General features: G+C 42.8%; 21 protein-coding genes and 1 pseudogene. 19 read left to right on the forward strand and 3 right to left on the reverse strand.

From position 1 onward, the window contains the following. Nucleotides 1-14: 14 nt before the first annotated feature. Entirely contained in the window at nt 15-911 is an 897-nt protein-coding gene (locus tag ISP07_RS13165) for an aldo/keto reductase (protein WP_209327881.1), read from the forward strand. A 65-nt stretch (nt 912-976) separates the two neighbouring features. On the opposite strand, the gene ISP07_RS13170 is transcribed toward ISP07_RS13165, so the two are convergent. The 3 genes and pseudogenes from ISP07_RS13170 to ISP07_RS20745 all read right to left on the reverse strand — a co-directional run. Continuing rightward, nucleotides 977-1,654 (reverse strand): TorF family putative porin, encoded by a 678-nt coding sequence (locus tag ISP07_RS13170; RefSeq protein WP_054554395.1) that lies wholly within the window; start codon nt 1,652-1,654, stop codon nt 977-979. 288 nt (nt 1,655-1,942) lie between these two features. Next, a complete protein-coding gene (locus tag ISP07_RS13175) occupies nt 1,943-3,109 on the reverse strand; it encodes a hypothetical protein (protein WP_054563031.1) in 1,167 nt (388 codons plus the stop codon). A gap of 151 nt (nt 3,110-3,260) precedes the next feature. Then, nucleotides 3,261-3,353 (reverse strand): annotated as a pseudogene (locus ISP07_RS20745) (transcriptional regulator); the annotation flags it as partial. Nucleotides 3,354-3,514: 161 nt separating this feature from the next. On the opposite strand from ISP07_RS20745, the gene ISP07_RS13180 reads away from it, so the two are divergent. The 18 genes from ISP07_RS13180 (at nt 3,515) to rplQ (ending at nt 14,215) form a co-directional block, all read left to right on the forward strand. Further along, entirely contained in the window at nt 3,515-5,458 is a 1,944-nt protein-coding gene (locus tag ISP07_RS13180; protein ID WP_209327882.1) for an AsmA family protein, read from the forward strand. A 275-nt stretch (nt 5,459-5,733) separates the two neighbouring features. Beyond that, a complete protein-coding gene (gene rplN / locus ISP07_RS13185) occupies nt 5,734-6,102 on the forward strand; it encodes a 50S ribosomal protein L14 (protein WP_010378257.1) in 369 nt (122 codons plus the stop codon). A gap of 10 nt (nt 6,103-6,112) precedes the next feature. Further along, nucleotides 6,113-6,427, forward strand: coding sequence for a 50S ribosomal protein L24 (gene rplX / locus ISP07_RS13190; protein ID WP_054554391.1), 315 nt, complete (start codon nt 6,113-6,115; stop codon nt 6,425-6,427). Between the two features lie 16 nt (nt 6,428-6,443). Beyond that, a complete protein-coding gene (gene rplE, locus ISP07_RS13195) occupies nt 6,444-6,983 on the forward strand; it encodes a 50S ribosomal protein L5 (protein ID WP_054554390.1) in 540 nt (179 codons plus the stop codon). A 10-nt stretch (nt 6,984-6,993) separates the two neighbouring features. Beyond that, nucleotides 6,994-7,299 carry a 30S ribosomal protein S14 gene (rpsN, locus tag ISP07_RS13200; protein ID WP_054554389.1) on the forward strand — a complete coding sequence of 102 codons (306 nt, stop codon included), beginning with the start codon at nt 6,994-6,996 and terminating at the stop codon, nt 7,297-7,299. Between the two features lie 21 nt (nt 7,300-7,320). Then, nucleotides 7,321-7,713: a 30S ribosomal protein S8 gene (gene rpsH, locus ISP07_RS13205; RefSeq protein WP_054554388.1), complete on the forward strand. Its 393-nt coding sequence runs from the start codon at nt 7,321-7,323 to the stop codon at nt 7,711-7,713. Nucleotides 7,714-7,726: 13 nt separating this feature from the next. After that, complete coding sequence (gene rplF, locus ISP07_RS13210) at nt 7,727-8,260, forward strand: 50S ribosomal protein L6 (protein WP_054554387.1); 534 nt, start codon at nt 7,727-7,729, stop codon at nt 8,258-8,260. 9 nt (nt 8,261-8,269) lie between these two features. After that, nucleotides 8,270-8,620 carry a 50S ribosomal protein L18 gene (gene rplR, locus ISP07_RS13215; RefSeq protein WP_036974021.1) on the forward strand — a complete coding sequence of 117 codons (351 nt, stop codon included), beginning with the start codon at nt 8,270-8,272 and terminating at the stop codon, nt 8,618-8,620. Between the two features lie 9 nt (nt 8,621-8,629). Continuing rightward, nucleotides 8,630-9,136 (forward strand): 30S ribosomal protein S5, encoded by a 507-nt coding sequence (gene rpsE / locus ISP07_RS13220; protein WP_036974018.1) that lies wholly within the window; start codon nt 8,630-8,632, stop codon nt 9,134-9,136. 3 nt (nt 9,137-9,139) lie between these two features. Continuing rightward, nucleotides 9,140-9,322 (forward strand): 50S ribosomal protein L30, encoded by a 183-nt coding sequence (rpmD, locus tag ISP07_RS13225; protein ID WP_016710201.1) that lies wholly within the window; start codon nt 9,140-9,142, stop codon nt 9,320-9,322. A 4-nt stretch (nt 9,323-9,326) separates the two neighbouring features. Next, nucleotides 9,327-9,761 carry a 50S ribosomal protein L15 gene (gene rplO / locus ISP07_RS13230; protein ID WP_054554386.1) on the forward strand — a complete coding sequence of 145 codons (435 nt, stop codon included), beginning with the start codon at nt 9,327-9,329 and terminating at the stop codon, nt 9,759-9,761. Nucleotides 9,762-9,771: 10 nt separating this feature from the next. Beyond that, nucleotides 9,772-11,100, forward strand: coding sequence for a preprotein translocase subunit SecY (gene secY / locus ISP07_RS13235; RefSeq protein ID WP_036974013.1), 1,329 nt, complete (start codon nt 9,772-9,774; stop codon nt 11,098-11,100). A gap of 22 nt (nt 11,101-11,122) precedes the next feature. After that, nucleotides 11,123-11,236 carry a 50S ribosomal protein L36 gene (rpmJ, locus tag ISP07_RS13240; RefSeq protein WP_002959476.1) on the forward strand — a complete coding sequence of 38 codons (114 nt, stop codon included), beginning with the start codon at nt 11,123-11,125 and terminating at the stop codon, nt 11,234-11,236. Between the two features lie 128 nt (nt 11,237-11,364). Next, nucleotides 11,365-11,721 (forward strand): 30S ribosomal protein S13, encoded by a 357-nt coding sequence (gene rpsM, locus ISP07_RS13245; protein ID WP_036974011.1) that lies wholly within the window; start codon nt 11,365-11,367, stop codon nt 11,719-11,721. 13 nt (nt 11,722-11,734) lie between these two features. After that, nucleotides 11,735-12,121 (forward strand): 30S ribosomal protein S11, encoded by a 387-nt coding sequence (gene rpsK, locus ISP07_RS13250; RefSeq protein ID WP_036974009.1) that lies wholly within the window; start codon nt 11,735-11,737, stop codon nt 12,119-12,121. Between the two features lie 21 nt (nt 12,122-12,142). Next, nucleotides 12,143-12,763 carry a 30S ribosomal protein S4 gene (rpsD, locus tag ISP07_RS13255; RefSeq protein ID WP_036974007.1) on the forward strand — a complete coding sequence of 207 codons (621 nt, stop codon included), beginning with the start codon at nt 12,143-12,145 and terminating at the stop codon, nt 12,761-12,763. Between the two features lie 24 nt (nt 12,764-12,787). Further along, nucleotides 12,788-13,774, forward strand: coding sequence for a DNA-directed RNA polymerase subunit alpha (locus ISP07_RS13260; protein WP_004589198.1), 987 nt, complete (start codon nt 12,788-12,790; stop codon nt 13,772-13,774). Nucleotides 13,775-13,813: 39 nt separating this feature from the next. Beyond that, on the forward strand, nt 13,814-14,215 hold the full coding sequence (rplQ, locus tag ISP07_RS13265) for a 50S ribosomal protein L17 (RefSeq protein ID WP_004589197.1): 402 nt from the start codon (nt 13,814-13,816) through the stop codon (nt 14,213-14,215). The last annotated feature ends 630 nt before the right edge of the window (nt 14,216-14,845 follow it).

Consider the following 14,845-nt stretch of genomic DNA (forward strand, 5'->3'; position numbering starts at 1 on the left):
AATAGTAGGTCGTTATGGTGAATAGCAAAGGTCGTTGTATTGATGAGTTGGTATTAGGATTCTGGCGCTTGTTAGATTGGCAGGTAACGCCACAGCAATGCTTAAGTTTTTTAGAAAATGCAATAGAGATGGGGGTGTCACATACCGATCATGCTGACATCTACGGTGAATACGGTTGTGAAGCCGAATTTGGTAAAGCACTTAAACTAAAACCAAGTATTCGTGATGAAATCAAAATAATCACTAAATGTGGTATTAAGCCTGCGTTTGCAAGCCTAGGATTGCAAGGCAAAGCAAACCATTATGATTCAAGTGCTGCGCATATAATTGCCTCAGCACAGCAGTCACTTAAAAACTTCAACACTGATCGTTTAGATGTATTACTTATCCATCGCCCCGATTACTTGATGAACGCCGATGAAATGGCACAAGCATTTAATACCCTAAAAGCAAATGGTGACGTGATTGATTTTGGGGTATCTAATTTTACCCCATCGCAATTTAGCTTGTTGCAGTCGCGTTTAGACTTTGACCTTGTGACTAATCAAATTGAGTTTTCACCTTATGAGATGAAAGCCATTGATGATGGTAGTTTAGACCAATGCCAATTGCTCGATATCAAACCTATGCTTTGGTCGCCATTAGCTGGGGGTCGTTTATTCTCAAGTGATGATGAAAAAGCGGTGCGTTTACGTGCAGTGTTGGAGCAGGTTGGTGCTGAAATTGGTGCCAGTGCTATCGACCAAGTTGTATATACTTGGCTGTTAATGCACCCAAGTGCACCGTCTGTGGTACTTGGTACGGGTAATATTGAACGTGTTAAATCAGCGGTTGAAGCTAAGCAGCTTACAATGAACCGTGAACAATGGTATCGCATTTGGCAAGGCTCAACTGGTCATAGTGTACCATAAGTGTATTGATATAAATGAGAAAAGGGCCTTAACGGCCCTTCGTGTTGCAGCAAGTAACACATTCTTTATAAAGTGAAGTCAACCGCGTAAGCGACGTACACTTTTACATCTGAACCATCAATGTCGTTGTCTGAAAGACCGAAAGTAAAGCCGTCTTTCGACACTGAAACACCGTAGTCGATGATGTCATCATCACCAATGAAATCCCCTGAGTAATGACCTAGGTGAAGGGCCATTTCTGCACCGGTACTGCCAACTGGGAAGCTGTAGTCAGCATTTAAATAAAGTGAATCACCAAAATCTGTACCGTCACCGCTTGCTGCTGATGTTGCTAGGACTGCTGCACCAAAGGTGAAGCTGCCCATGCTAATGCTACCGTAGATTTCAGAGAAGTCTGCATCTGTGTAAGACGCTGCATCTGGGTATGCATAATAAATGTAGCCAACATCGTAGCTAAAGGTTTCATTGATTTCACCGCCAAAACCAGCATAAAGGTCTAGCTCGTAAGTCATGTCGTCAGCCCAGCTAGCATTCGATACCCAAGTACCCGCATAAAAGCCAGATTCACTTGCGTAGTCGATACCACCTTGGATTGCAGCATCACCACCGCCTTGCTCTTGACCACGCCATAAGTAGTTTGAAGTTGCCGCAGCGTTTGCTGTGACTTCTGCGTAGCTATATGTTGAGCTCAAGGTTAATAGCGCAAGGGCGCTTGCTGCGACCGTTTTTTTTAGTTTTAGCATGTTTCTGTATCCTGTTGTTATGTTGATTTTGTCCCATTTTCAGATTGCAGTCTGGTTATTATTTGAGGACATTTTCTATGTGTTGTCTGGATACGATATTGCACTGGTTGTGCCAAGTTAATTTTGAGCGGGATATTTTATGCTTAAAGTCTTTAAAAACAGGCTTTTAAACTTATTTAATTGTGAAAAGGATGGTTATTTGAATTGTTCATGCGCACATGTGTGGTGCAAAAAATAACCCGGTTGCACAATTGCGAAGCAACCGGGTTTTGCTTATTTGAGAGTAACTTAGCCGAAAATTGCACGCATTAGAGTAATGGTTTCTTCAACACTGCGGCCTTTTTCAACTTCACTGATGATTGAATCGCGCTTAGCTTTGATATGTTCAGGGATATCATCACTTGCTAATGCGCGGTCCACCAGTATCTCTGCTGATTCTTTGCCACGGCGTACGGTCTTTTTACCTGCTGAGCTTGTGGTACTCTTAGGTTTGTTTAACAACTTAATATAGTTAGAGTTATCAGCGGTACTTTTATCTGCATAATAAAAGAAGCTAGGCAATAGGGCTTTGATTTCAACCAGAGATTGTTCAAGCTCATTTGCTGCACTGGCCATTTTGAACCAAGGCATACTATGAATGGCTTCAACAACATCTTGCCAGTAGCGCTCAAAATCACGGTTATTAAGCTTAGTAATGCCTAATGCCGCACAAAGGGCATCAAGTTTACTATTTACGATTGGTGTAAACACGTCAGGTCGGCGCATCGCAAGCAAGCGAGTAGCAGGAGCAAGCGTTGGCTTTTCATCGCTGCCATTAAATGCCATGAAGTAAGCAACCATAAAATGCTGATAATGTTCTTGCGTTACTTCACCCTCAAGTGGAATGTGTACAAGCGCCTCATCGAATGCACCTGGTAAATCACTCAACATTTGGTGGAAACCTTTTGCGTTCTTAGTAGAAGCAAACCATTCAACGTCGAAGTTATAGCTGCTTGGATCAAGCGAGGCACTGTGTTTACCTGAAAACGCTAAACGGTCTTCTGGGATCATCTCTTTTAGGGATTGCGATTTAATTGCAGCAATGTAATTAGCTAAACGTAATTGCTCATCAAGGGCTACAAGCTCTTTATGCTGCTCGATAAAGCCTGCGATTACAGGCCATGGCGCAACCCTTAATGTTTTTAACTGCAAAAAGCTGATTGCAGAAATTAATAAGTCATGAAGTTTTTTAAGAGTGGGTAATTGCTTATCTTCTAACAGATCGTAGTTAATGCGATCGCGGCTTGCACTTAATAGCTCATAGCACCAACCCAAAAAGTCTTCAGGGTGGTTTTCTACTTTAACTGCCATAAGGTTTAAGCTGATATCAGAGGCTTGCTTGAGGATATTTTGATAAATTTGACTTTCTTGCTCGCCAAGCGCCATTTTTGACGGTGAAATAAGCAGTTTCTTCATGCTTAATCGATACTCCAGTTTTGACCAAATTGGGTTGTTTAATTTTAGTACACAGGGTGCAAAAACAACAGGGTCGTGCATCATACCGAAGTAATGAAATGATGCAATCTTACTGATAATTTATAAGTAAGATTGCGACTAACGTGGTTAATTAATCATTGTCATCGAGTGTAAATAATTGCTCAACACTGAGTTCAAAGTGAGCAGCAATTTTTAACGCGATAATCACCGAGGGTATAAAGCGGCCAAGGGATTTTTGTAACCTGTAGGTATCAAAAAGTTTCAGCGCTGATTCATATTCTTGTACCTAAGCTTGTTTACAAACCTTTTTGTGTGTTCGGCAATGCAATTACGCCTAACTCCCGCTATGATAAGAACATTGTTTGCCCATTTTTAAGGATGATTATGAAAACCTTACTGAAAATCGTTGGTGTCATCTTCGTATTACTGATTGCATTGGTAGTCGCTGCACCATTCCTAATACCTACAGACGCGATATTTAATAAAGTATCGGAGCAAGTAGAACAAACCACAGGTCGTAGTCTGACTATTAATGGCGATAAAAAGCTGTCGGTATTTCCATCATTAAAACTCGAATTGAATGATGTGCACTTTGCCAATATGCAAACAGGCTCGCAAAAAGATATGGCAAGCATGCAGCAACTTGCTATCCGTATCCCGTGGATGTCGTTATTTGGCGGTGAGTTTAAGCTTGATAAATTTGTGATTAACGAACCAACGATTTTGTTAGAAACCGATAAAAATGGTAAAGCAAACTGGCAACTATTTGATGCGGTTGCTGAGCAACCACAGACAGAGCAGCAAAAGAGTTCTGGCGCTGTTAACTTACCAGATAACTTTGATATCGAACTTGGTGAAGTGGCAATCTACGGTGGTACTTTCACTTATCTAGATGGTAAAACCGGAGCAAAGCAACAGATAAGCGATTTAGAGTTAGCCATCTTACTACCTTCTCTTCGCAAGACCTTAGAATTAAAAGGCGGTATTACCTATATGGGTGAGCGCTTTGATTTAGATGTCACGCTAGATACACCTGTTAAAGCGATTGAAGGCGAAACCTTTAATGTAAGCACTGAGGTTGATTCACGCTTAGTCGATTTGAATTTTAAAGGTGCAATTGCAGAAATGGGTAATGACGTGCAAGGGCTTCTTTCTGTAAGTGGTGACTCAGTAAAAAACATTGCGAGCTGGCAAGGTGTTGAGCTTAATGCAAAAGAAAATGCGTTTAATGCCTTTAATGTAAAGGGTTCAATGCACCTAAAAGGACAACAGTTTAAGCTTACTGAGCTACTTGCCACACTAGATGAGCTGCAAATTAAAGGTAAAAGCGATATTAAGCTTGGTGATCGTTTAGCTGTGAATGCCGATATTGATTTAGGTATGCTTGATCTAAACCCTTACCTACCAGAGGGCGTAGCTAAAGAAGAGCAAACAGAGCCTGCAGCAGATGCGCCAGCACAGCCAATTGTTTGGGATGATACTGCAATTGATATGAGCGGCTTAAATGCACTTGATGCAAATGTAGTCGTGCGTTCAAGTGGCTTAAAAGCAAATGATATTACCCTTGGTGAAAACCAGTTAACGGTGAACCTAAAAAATGCAGTGGCTAAAATCAGTCTAGACAAGTTTGTTGCTTATGAGGGCAATGGTAAAGGTGTGATAACCGTTAACGCCAAGCAAACACCTTATAAAATTAGTACTAACTTTTCTTTAGATAAAATTGATGCGCAGCCATTACTAACTGATGCGGCTGGTTTCGATAAGTTAATGGGTAAAGGTTCTCTAAACTGGGATCTAACGACCACAGGTCAAAGCCAAAAGAGCTTTATCAATGCTTTAAATGGTCAGTTAGGCTTTGAGTTTGCAGATGGTGCGGTAAAAGGGGCCAACATTGCAGAGATGGTTCGTAAAGCAAAAGAGCTTATCAAAGGTAACTTAAGCGCAGTTTCAGAAGGTTTAGATACTGGCTTTGATAACTCACAGCAAACAGACTTCTCAGCATTGCAGGGCAGTTTTGTATTCACTAACGGTGTTGGTGAAAATAAAGACTTGTCACTACTTAGCCCGCTTATTCGCATTACAGGCTCAGGTAAAGTTGATTTACCTATGACGAATGTAGACTATCGCTTGGTAACGGGGATTGTTGATTCAATCGAAGGGCAAGGCACGACCGATGACAGTACCGGCTTTAAAATTCCACTGCGTATCAAAGGCCCATTCCATGATGTTGGTTATAGCTTAGATGTCAGTGATGCGGCTAAAGAAAAAGTCAAAGAAAAAGCTAAAGATAAAATCAAAGACAAATTAAAAGGTCTATTTGGTAATTAATAAAAATTTAATTAAAGTCAAAAACAGGGCGCATTTGCGCCCTGTTTGTTTTATAATCAATAACAAACCAGCAAGCTGCTGTAATTCCTCATTGCAAGCATTGCGATTAATTCCAAATTAATTAAAAAATAACCTACCACTTCCTTGCCATTGCTGCTACAATTGCCCGCCCTTAAGAGACAACTTGCTTGTTTTTTGAGTGGAATTTAACCGAAATGTCTTGATTTTAAACAAAATTAAGGCGTGTTGTAATTTCTACACCGGAGGTCATTAACATGATCCAAATGCAAACTCAGCTGGACGTTGCTGATAACAGCGGCGCTCGCAAAGTGCAGTGTATTAAAGTCCTTGGCGGTTCGCACCGTCGCTATGCAGCGGTTGGCGATATCATCAAAGTTTCTGTAAAAGAAGCTATTCCTCGCGGTAAAGTGAAGAAAGGTGATGTTAAAAACGCGGTAGTTGTGCGTACTAAAAAAGGCGTTCGTCGTCCGGACGGTTCTTTGATCCGTTTCGATAGCAATGCGGCTGTTATCTTAAACGATAACTTACAGCCAATTGGTACTCGTATCTTCGGCCCTGTGACTCGTGAACTTCGTACTGAAAAGTTCATGAAAATCGTTTCACTAGCACCAGAAGTACTATAAGGAGTCTATCATGGCAGCAAAAATCCGTCGTGATGACGAAGTAATCGTACTAGCAGGCAAAGACAAAGGTAAGCGCGGTAAAGTGCTTTCAGTTGTTGCTGAATCTGGTCGAGTATTTGTCGAAGGCATCAACTTAATCAAGAAGCACCAAAAGCCTGTTCCTCAGTTGAACCAAGCTGGCGGTATTGTTGAGAAAGAAGCGTCTATCGACGTATCAAACGTTGCGATCTACAACTCGGAAACGGGTAAAGCAGATCGTGTAGGTTTCAAGATTGAAGATGGTAAGAAATTACGTATCTTTAAATCTACTGGTAAAACTATCTAATAGTTGGAGTAGAATGATGGCGAAACTGCATGAAGTATATAAAGACAAAGTAGTTGCTGAGCTTCAAGAGAAGTTTGGTTTCAGCTCTGTCATGCAAGTCCCTCAGATCGAAAAGATCACATTAAACATGGGTGTGGGCGAAGCTCTAGCTGACAAGAAGATCCTAGATAACGCTGTTGCGGATCTAGAAGCAATCTCTGGTCAGAAACCTCTAATCACTAAAGCACGCAAATCAGTTGCTGGCTTCAAAGTGCGTGAAGGTTACCCAATTGGTTGTAAAGTAACCCTACGTGGCGAGCGTATGTGGGACTTTTTTGAGCGTTTGGTTTCAATCGCTATCCCACGTATCCGTGACTTCCGTGGTGTAAGTGCTAAGTCTTTTGATGGACGTGGTAACTACAGCATGGGCGTACGTGAGCAAATCATCTTCCCAGAAATCGATTATGATAAAGTAGACCGTGTTCGCGGTATGGATATCACAATCACTACTTCTGCGAAAACAGATGATGAAGGCCGTGCGTTGTTAGAAGCGTTTAACTTCCCATTCAAGAAATAAGGGTAGGGTTATGGCAAAGAATTCTATGAAAGCGCGCGAAGCAAAGCGTGCGAAATTAGTTGCTCAGTTCGCTGAAAAGCGTGCGGCACTAAAAGCTATCATCAGTGATGTTAATACATCTGACGATGATCGTTGGGACGCGGTATTAAAGCTACAAGCTTTACCACGTGATTCTAGCTCTTCACGTCAACGTAATCGTTGTAACGTTACGGGCCGCCCACATGGTTACCTTCGCAAATTCGGCATGAGCCGTATTAAAGTTCGCGAAGCAGCTATGCGCGGTGAAATTCCTGGCCTTAAAAAGGCTAGCTGGTAATAGTATCACGGGAGTAAGACTATGAGCTTGCAAGATCCTATTGCGGATTTGTTTACACGTATCCGTAACGGTCAGTCAGCGAAGAAAGTATCAGTAACGATGCCAACTTCAAAACTGAAAGTAGCAGTAGCTAAAGTATTAAAAGATGAAGGTTATATCGCAGATTACGCTGTAAGCGGTGAAGCGAAGCCTGAGCTTTCTATCGATTTAAAATATTTCGAAGGCAAAGCTGTTATTGAAAATATCCAGCGTGTTAGCCGCCCTGGTCTACGTATCTATAAGAAACGTGACGAATTACCAAAGGTAATGGGTGGTCTTGGTATCGCTATCGTATCAACTTCTAAAGGCCTAATGACAGACCGCGCAGCACGTAGTGCCGGCGTTGGTGGTGAGATCATTGGCTTTGTAGCTTAATCGGAGGGGAACTATGTCTCGCATAGCAAAGGCACCAATCAATGTTCCTGCCGGTGTAGAAGTTACATTAAAAGGCCAGGACATCACAGTTAAAGGCAAAAACGGTGAATTAACTCGTACTATCAACGACGCTGTTGAAGTACAAGTTAACGACAACGTTATTACAACTTTACCTCGTGAAGGCGTAGCTAATGCATGGGCACAAGCAGGTACTGCTCGCGCTCTAATCAACAACATGGTTGTTGGTACGCATGAAGGTTACGAGAAGAAACTTCAGTTAGTAGGTGTTGGTTACCGTGCAGCAGCTAAGGGCAAAGTATTAGACTTAACTCTTGGTTTCTCACACCCAGTGAATTTCGAAGTACCAGAAGGTATTACGATTGAAACACCAAGCCAAACAGAAGTTCTAGTTAAGGGCGTAGACAAGCAGTTAGTTGGTCAAACAGCTGCTAACATCCGTGCATACCGTAAACCTGAGCCTTATAAAGGTAAAGGTGTTCGTTACGCGGACGAGAATGTACGCCGTAAAGAGGCTAAGAAGAAGTAAGGTAAGACGATGGATAAAAAAACAGCTCGTCTACGTCGTGCTAAGCGCACTCGTAGAAATTACATTGAACAAGGCACAACGCGTCTTGTTATCCACCGCACGCCACGTCACATTTACGCTCAAGTAGTTACTGCTGAGGGTACTGTACTGGCTGCTGCTTCTACTGTTGAAAAAGCAATTAGCGAAACAGTTAAAGGCACAGGTAACGTTGCAGCTGCTCAAGCAGTTGGTAAAGCGGTTGCTGAACGTGCAGCTGACAAAGGCATCGAAAAGATTGCTTTTGATCGCAGTGGCTTTAAATATCACGGCCGTGTGAAGGCGCTTGCTGATGCAGCGCGTGAAGCCGGTCTGCAATTCTAGGAGTAGACAATGGCTAACGTAGAAGCAAAGCAACAACAGCCTGATTTGGCTGAAAAGCTAATCGCGGTAAACCGTGTGTCTAAAGTGGTTAAAGGTGGTCGTATCTTTAGCTTCACTGCACTAACAGTAGTTGGTGACGGCGCAGGTAAAGTAGGTTTTGGTTATGGTAAAGCACGTGAAGTTCCAGCTGCTATTCAAAAAGCAATGGAAAAAGCACGTCGCAACATGATCAGTGTAGACCTTAACGGTAACACGCTACAGCACCCAATCAAGGGTCGCCACGCGGGTTCTAAAGTATACATGCAGCCTGCTTCTGAAGGTACAGGTATCATCGCCGGTGGTGCGATGCGTGCAGTACTAGAAGTAACTGGTGTACAGAACGTATTGTCAAAAGCATACGGTTCAACTAACCCGATCAACATCGTTCGTGCAACGATTGCTGCTCTAGAGAACATGAACTCTCCAGAGTCAATCGCTGCTAAACGTGGTCTTAGCGTTGACGAAATCACGGGGTAAACCATGGCTAATAAAACTGTAAAAGTAACACAAGTAAAGAGCTCTATCGGTCGTTTACCGAAGCATAAAGCTACATTACGCGGTCTTGGTCTACGTCGTATCAATCACACTGTTGAGTTAGAAGACACAGCATGTGTGCGTGGTATGATTAACCAAGTTTCTTACATGGTAAAGGTTGAGGGTTAATTCGATGCATTTGAATACACTTTCACCTGCTGCTGGTGCAAAAACTGAAAAGAAACGTCTAGGTCGTGGTATTGGTTCTGGTCTTGGTAAGACTGGTGGCCGTGGTCATAAAGGCCAAAAATCACGTTCTGGCGGTAAAGTACGCGTTGGTTTCGAAGGCGGTCAAATGCCTATGCAACGTCGTCTACCTAAATTTGGTTTCACTTCACGTAAATCATTAGTATCTACTGAAGTTAACCTTTTTGAAATCGCTAAAGTTGAAGGCGATGTAGTAGACGTAAACGCGTTACAAGCAGCTGGTCTAGTTAAAAAGAACATCCAGTTCGTTAAAGTAGTTAAATCTGGCGAAGTTTCACGCGCAGTTACCGTTAAAGGTCTTAAAGTGACTAAAGGTGCTCGCGAAGCTATCGAAGCTGCCGGAGGCAAGGTAGAAGACTAAGGAAGTACTAATGGCTAAACCAGGTCAAGATATGAAAAGTGCACAAAGTGGGCTTTCGGAATTGAAGCGTCGATTACTATTTGTATTAGGTGCTATCATTATTTACCGTCTAGGTTCATTCGTGCCGATCCCTGGGATTGACGCCGCTGTACTTGCCGATTTCTTCGAGCAACAAAAGGGCACCATTGTTGAAATGTTTAACATGTTCAGCGGTGGTGCGCTTGAGCGCGCTTCAGTGTTAGCACTGGGTATTATGCCGTACATCTCGGCTTCGATTATTACGCAACTATTAACGCATATGTATCCGCCGTTTATAGAGCTTAAGAAAGAAGGTGAGCAAGGGCGTAAGAAAATTAGCCAGTACACACGCTACGGCACGCTTGTGCTTGCTACAATCCAATCAATCGGTATTGCTACCAGCTTACCGGGCATGATGGACGGGTTAGTTGTTAACCCAGGTATAGGTTTCTACTTCACTGCTGTAGTGAGTTTAGTAACTGGTACTATGTTCCTAATGTGGTTGGGCGAACAAATTACAGAACGTGGTATCGGTAACGGTATCTCAGTTCTGATTTTTGTTGGTATTGTAGCTAACCTGCCGTCTGCTATTGGTTCGACAGCCGAAATGGCGCGCCAAGGTGATCTGAATGTACTTGTACTGTTATTGATTGCTGTAATCGTATTCGCTGTTACTTACCTAGTTGTATTCTTTGAACGTGGCCAACGTCGTATCGTCGTTAACTACGCAAAGCGTCAACAAGGTCGTCAGGTATTTGCTGCTCAAAGCACGCACTTACCACTGAAAGTAAACATGGCGGGTGTTATTCCACCAATCTTTGCTAGCAGTATAATTCTGTTCCCTGGTACAATTGCAAGCTGGTTCGGCCAGGGTGAAGGTCCGGTCGCTGATGTGCTACAAGCAATCGCTACAACGTTGACTCCAGGTCAACCTTTATATGCGATGGTTTTAGCTGCGGCTATTATCTTCTTCTGCTTTTTCTACACCGCGTTGGTATTTAACCCGCGTGAAACAGCAGATAACCTGAAAAAATCTGGCGCATTTATCCCAGGTATTCGTCCAGGTGAGCAGACATCTAAATACATTGATAAAGTGATGACACGCCTGACATTGGCAGGTGCTTTGTATATAACCTTTATCTGTCTGGTGCCCGAATTCATGACTATGGCATGGCAAACGCCATTCTATTTCGGCGGTACATCAATTTTGATTATCGTTGTTGTAATCATGGACTTTATGGCACAAGTACAGACGCATCTGATGTCACATCAGTATGATTCTGTGCTGAAAAAAGCAAACCTTAAAGGCTACGGTCGATAAGGTCATTTTACGGAGTTGAGCAATGAAAGTACGTGCTTCCGTTAAGAAAATATGCCGTAACTGTAAAGTTATTAAACGTGCTGGTGTAGTACGCGTAATTTGCAGTGAGCCTAAGCACAAGCAAAGGCAAGGCTAATTAAACAGTCGTGCAGGCTGAGTTATTTACTCGGCCTGTGTTTTTAGTTGTGATTTGGTCTTCGTTTGAGTATCCTTACGGGCTTTTCAAACAGATGATTACCAAATTCAAATATAGGAGATGTGTTAGTGGCCCGTATCGCTGGCATTAACGTCCCTGATCATAAACACGCAGTTATCGGTTTAACTGCTATTTATGGCATAGGTAAGACTCGCTCTAAGGCTATCTTAGCAGCGACTGGTATCGCCGAGACCACAAAAATCGGTGAACTTTCAGACGAAACACTTGACGTATTGCGTGAAGCAGTTGGCAAGTACACTGTAGAAGGTGACCTTCGTCGTGAAGTTACATTAAATATCAAGCGCCTTATGGACCTTGGTTGTTTCCGTGGCCTACGTCACCGTCGTTCGTTACCACTACGTGGTCAACGTACTAAGACTAACGCGCGTACTCGTAAGGGTCCTCGCAAGCCTATCAAGAAATAAGGTGGGGTAGATTATGGCTAAAGCACCAATTCGTCGTAAGAAGGTTAAAAAGCAAGTTGCTGATGGTATGGCTCACGTTCATGCTTCTTTCAACAACACTATTGTAACAATTACCGACCGTCAAGGTAATGCACTATCTTGGGCAACAGCAGGTGGTTCAGGTTTCCGTGGTTCACGTAAATCTACTCCATTCGCGGCTCAGGTTGCTGCAGAGCGTGCAGGTACTGCTGCTCAAGAATACGGTTTAAAAAATCTAGAAGTTTTCATCAAAGGTCCAGGTCCAGGTCGTGAATCTGCTGTACGTGCTTTGAATGCTGCTGGTTACCGTATCACCAACATCACTGACGTGACGCCAATCCCTCATAATGGTTGTCGTCCACCGAAGAAACGTCGCGTTTAACAATAGGTTAGGAGAAATAACATGGCAAGATATTTGGGCCCTAAGCTCAAGCTGAGTCGTCGTGAAGGTACTGACCTGTTCCTTAAGAGCGGCGTAAGAGCTATCGACTCTAAGTGTAAACTTGAGACTGCACCTGGTCAGCACGGCGCTCGTAAAGGTCGCTTATCTGATTACGGTTTACAGCTACGTGAAAAGCAAAAAGTACGTCGTATCTACGGTGTATTAGAAAAGCAATTCCGTAACTACTACAAAGAAGCTGCTCGCCTTAAAGGTAATACAGGTGAAAACTTGTTACAGCTTTTAGAGCAACGTTTAGACAATGTTGTTTATCGCATGGGTTTTGCTAGCACACGCGCTGAAGCACGTCAGTTAGTAAGCCACAAAGCGATTTTAGTTAATGGTCGTGTTGTGAACATTCCTTCATACGTAATTACTCCAGAAGATACTGTTGTAATTCGTGAGAAGTCAAAAACACAAGCACGTATCATCGCTGCTCTAGAGTTGGCTGAGCAACGTGAAAAGCCGACTTGGGTTGAAGTTGACGGTAAGAAAATGGAAGGTAGCTTCAAGCGCCTACCTGAGCGTTCAGATCTGTCTGCGGACATTAACGAACAACTAATCGTCGAACTTTACTCTAAGTAAAGTTAAGAGTTAAGAGAGGATAAAATGCAGGGTTCTGTTACCGAATTCCTAAAACCAAGGTTAGTCGATATCGACGCTATCAACCCAACGCGTTCTAAAGTAGTTTTAGAACCATTAGAGCGTGGCTTTGGTCACACTTTGGGTAATGCCTTACGCCGTATACTGTTATCATCTATGCCTGGATGTGCAGTAACTGAAGTAGAAATCGACGGTGTATTGCATGAGTACAGCGCGAAAGAGGGCGTACAAGAAGACATCATTGAAATTCTGTTAAACCTTAAAGGTCTAGCAGTAACTTTAGAAGGCAAAGATGAAGTTTTTCTGACCCTGACTAAATCTGGTGTAGGCCCTGTGACTGCGGCTGATATTCAGCACGATGGTGATGTAACTATCGCCAACCCAGATCACGTTATCTGTCACCTTACGACAGATAGCAGCGAGATCAGCATGCGTATTCGTGTTGAGCGCGGTCGCGGTTATGTGCCGGCATCTAGTCGTTTATCCTCTGATGACGATGAGCGTCCAATTGGTCGTCTGCTGCTTGATGCATCATTCAGCCCAGTTGAACGTATTGCGTACTCGGTTGAATCAGCCCGTGTTGAGCAACGTACAGACTTAGACAAGTTAATCATTGATATGGAAACAAACGGCACTCTAGATCCTGAAGAAGCGATCCGCCGTGCGTCTACTATCTTAGCTGAGCAATTAGATGCATTCGTAGATTTACGTGATGTAACTGAGCCAGAAGAGAAAGAAGAGAAGCCAGAATTCGATCCTATTCTGCTTCGTCCAGTTGATGATCTTGAGCTAACAGTACGTTCAGCAAACTGTTTGAAAGCCGAGCAAATTCAATATATCGGTGATTTAGTTCAGCGCACTGAAGTTGAGCTTCTTAAAACGCCTAACTTAGGTAAGAAGTCTCTAACTGAAATTAAAGACGTGCTAGCTTCACGTGGTCTTTCTCTAGGTATGCGCCTAGAAAATTGGCCGCCTGCAAGCCTAGCTGAATAATCTAAATCACTATATTAGTTTAGTTAGAAGGATAGGGTCATGCGCCATCGTAAGAGTGGTCGTCAATTAAACCGTAACAGCAGCCATCGCAAAGCGATGTTCAGCAACATGGCTGGTTCTTTGGTGAAACATGAAATCATCAAAACAACTTTGCCTAAAGCTAAAGAGTTGCGCCGTGTAATTGAACCTTTAATCACACTGGCTAAGACTGACAGTGTAGCAAACCGCCGTTTAGCGTTTGCTCGCACGCGTGATAATGAAGTAGTTGGTAAATTATTCAGCGAAATCGGTCCACGTAATACAGACCGTCCTGGTGGTTACACTCGTATTCTTAAGTGTGGCTTCCGTGCTGGTGATAATGCACCAATGGCTTATATTGAACTAGTTGGTCGCCCAGCGACAAACGAAGAAGTTCAAGAAGACGCGCAGTCTGCAGAGTAAGTCGTAAAGACACCAAAAAGCCGAGCTTATGCTCGGCTTTTTACTTTCTAAAATTCACTACTAAAAATTCACTATCAATAAAACAGCTCTATCAACCCCAAACATTACCATGCAATCTTGAAGCACCTAGCACCTAGCACCTAGCACCTAGCACCTAGCACCCAGCAATTAAGATCACATATAAAGATCAATTCGCGTTCTTTTATAGTTAAATCACCTTCTATACAACTTAAATACAAGCTCATTTATAAAAAACACTGCCTAAATAGCCATAATACGAGTAATTTAGTGCTATTTTTACCCGTTTCGTTCGTATTTTGCGCGAACAGTCATTTTTTTCATAAAAACTTCAAAAAACAGTTGATCTCAATTCGGATCTCCCTATAATGCGCATCCACCGACACGGCGGACTGCTTACAAAAAAGCAAAACGACGAGTTGGTTGAGTCAAGTAAGACTGAGTTTTGAAAAATTAAACTTTTCTCAAAATTAAGTGTTGACAAAAATAACGGCTTGCGTAGAATGCACAGCCCTTGAGACGCAAAAGTATCTCAAACGTTCTTTAACAATATAAAGCAATCATCTGTGTGGGCACTCGTACAGGTTGAGTTCTAACAGCGAAGCTTAGTTT

This window comes from Pseudoalteromonas sp. PA2MD11 (genome assembly GCF_017808125.1).
GTDB classification, from domain to species: domain Bacteria; phylum Pseudomonadota; class Gammaproteobacteria; order Enterobacterales; family Alteromonadaceae; genus Pseudoalteromonas; species Pseudoalteromonas simplex.

Coding starts and splice junctions, on each gene's coding strand:
- ISP07_RS13260 (WP_004589198.1), top strand. CDS start 12,788: ATGCAGGGTTCTGTTACCGAATTCCTAAAACCAAGGTTAGTCGATATC.
- ISP07_RS13170 (WP_054554395.1), bottom strand. CDS start 1,654: ATGCTAAAACTAAAAAAAACGGTCGCAGCAAGCGCCCTTGCGCTATTA.
- rplR (WP_036974021.1), top strand. CDS start 8,270: ATGGATAAAAAAACAGCTCGTCTACGTCGTGCTAAGCGCACTCGTAGA.
- secY (WP_036974013.1), top strand. CDS start 9,772: ATGGCTAAACCAGGTCAAGATATGAAAAGTGCACAAAGTGGGCTTTCG.
- rplN (WP_010378257.1), top strand. CDS start 5,734: ATGATCCAAATGCAAACTCAGCTGGACGTTGCTGATAACAGCGGCGCT.
- rplE (WP_054554390.1), top strand. CDS start 6,444: ATGGCGAAACTGCATGAAGTATATAAAGACAAAGTAGTTGCTGAGCTT.
- ISP07_RS13175 (WP_054563031.1), bottom strand. CDS start 3,109: ATGAAGAAACTGCTTATTTCACCGTCAAAAATGGCGCTTGGCGAGCAA.
- rplO (WP_054554386.1), top strand. CDS start 9,327: ATGCATTTGAATACACTTTCACCTGCTGCTGGTGCAAAAACTGAAAAG.
- ISP07_RS13180 (WP_209327882.1), top strand. CDS start 3,515: ATGAAAACCTTACTGAAAATCGTTGGTGTCATCTTCGTATTACTGATT.
- rplX (WP_054554391.1), top strand. CDS start 6,113: ATGGCAGCAAAAATCCGTCGTGATGACGAAGTAATCGTACTAGCAGGC.
- rplQ (WP_004589197.1), top strand. CDS start 13,814: ATGCGCCATCGTAAGAGTGGTCGTCAATTAAACCGTAACAGCAGCCAT.
- rpmD (WP_016710201.1), top strand. CDS start 9,140: ATGGCTAATAAAACTGTAAAAGTAACACAAGTAAAGAGCTCTATCGGT.
- rplF (WP_054554387.1), top strand. CDS start 7,727: ATGTCTCGCATAGCAAAGGCACCAATCAATGTTCCTGCCGGTGTAGAA.
- rpmJ (WP_002959476.1), top strand. CDS start 11,123: ATGAAAGTACGTGCTTCCGTTAAGAAAATATGCCGTAACTGTAAAGTT.
- rpsD (WP_036974007.1), top strand. CDS start 12,143: ATGGCAAGATATTTGGGCCCTAAGCTCAAGCTGAGTCGTCGTGAAGGT.
- rpsE (WP_036974018.1), top strand. CDS start 8,630: ATGGCTAACGTAGAAGCAAAGCAACAACAGCCTGATTTGGCTGAAAAG.
- rpsH (WP_054554388.1), top strand. CDS start 7,321: ATGAGCTTGCAAGATCCTATTGCGGATTTGTTTACACGTATCCGTAAC.
- ISP07_RS13165 (WP_209327881.1), top strand. CDS start 15: ATGGTGAATAGCAAAGGTCGTTGTATTGATGAGTTGGTATTAGGATTC.
- rpsN (WP_054554389.1), top strand. CDS start 6,994: ATGGCAAAGAATTCTATGAAAGCGCGCGAAGCAAAGCGTGCGAAATTA.
- rpsK (WP_036974009.1), top strand. CDS start 11,735: ATGGCTAAAGCACCAATTCGTCGTAAGAAGGTTAAAAAGCAAGTTGCT.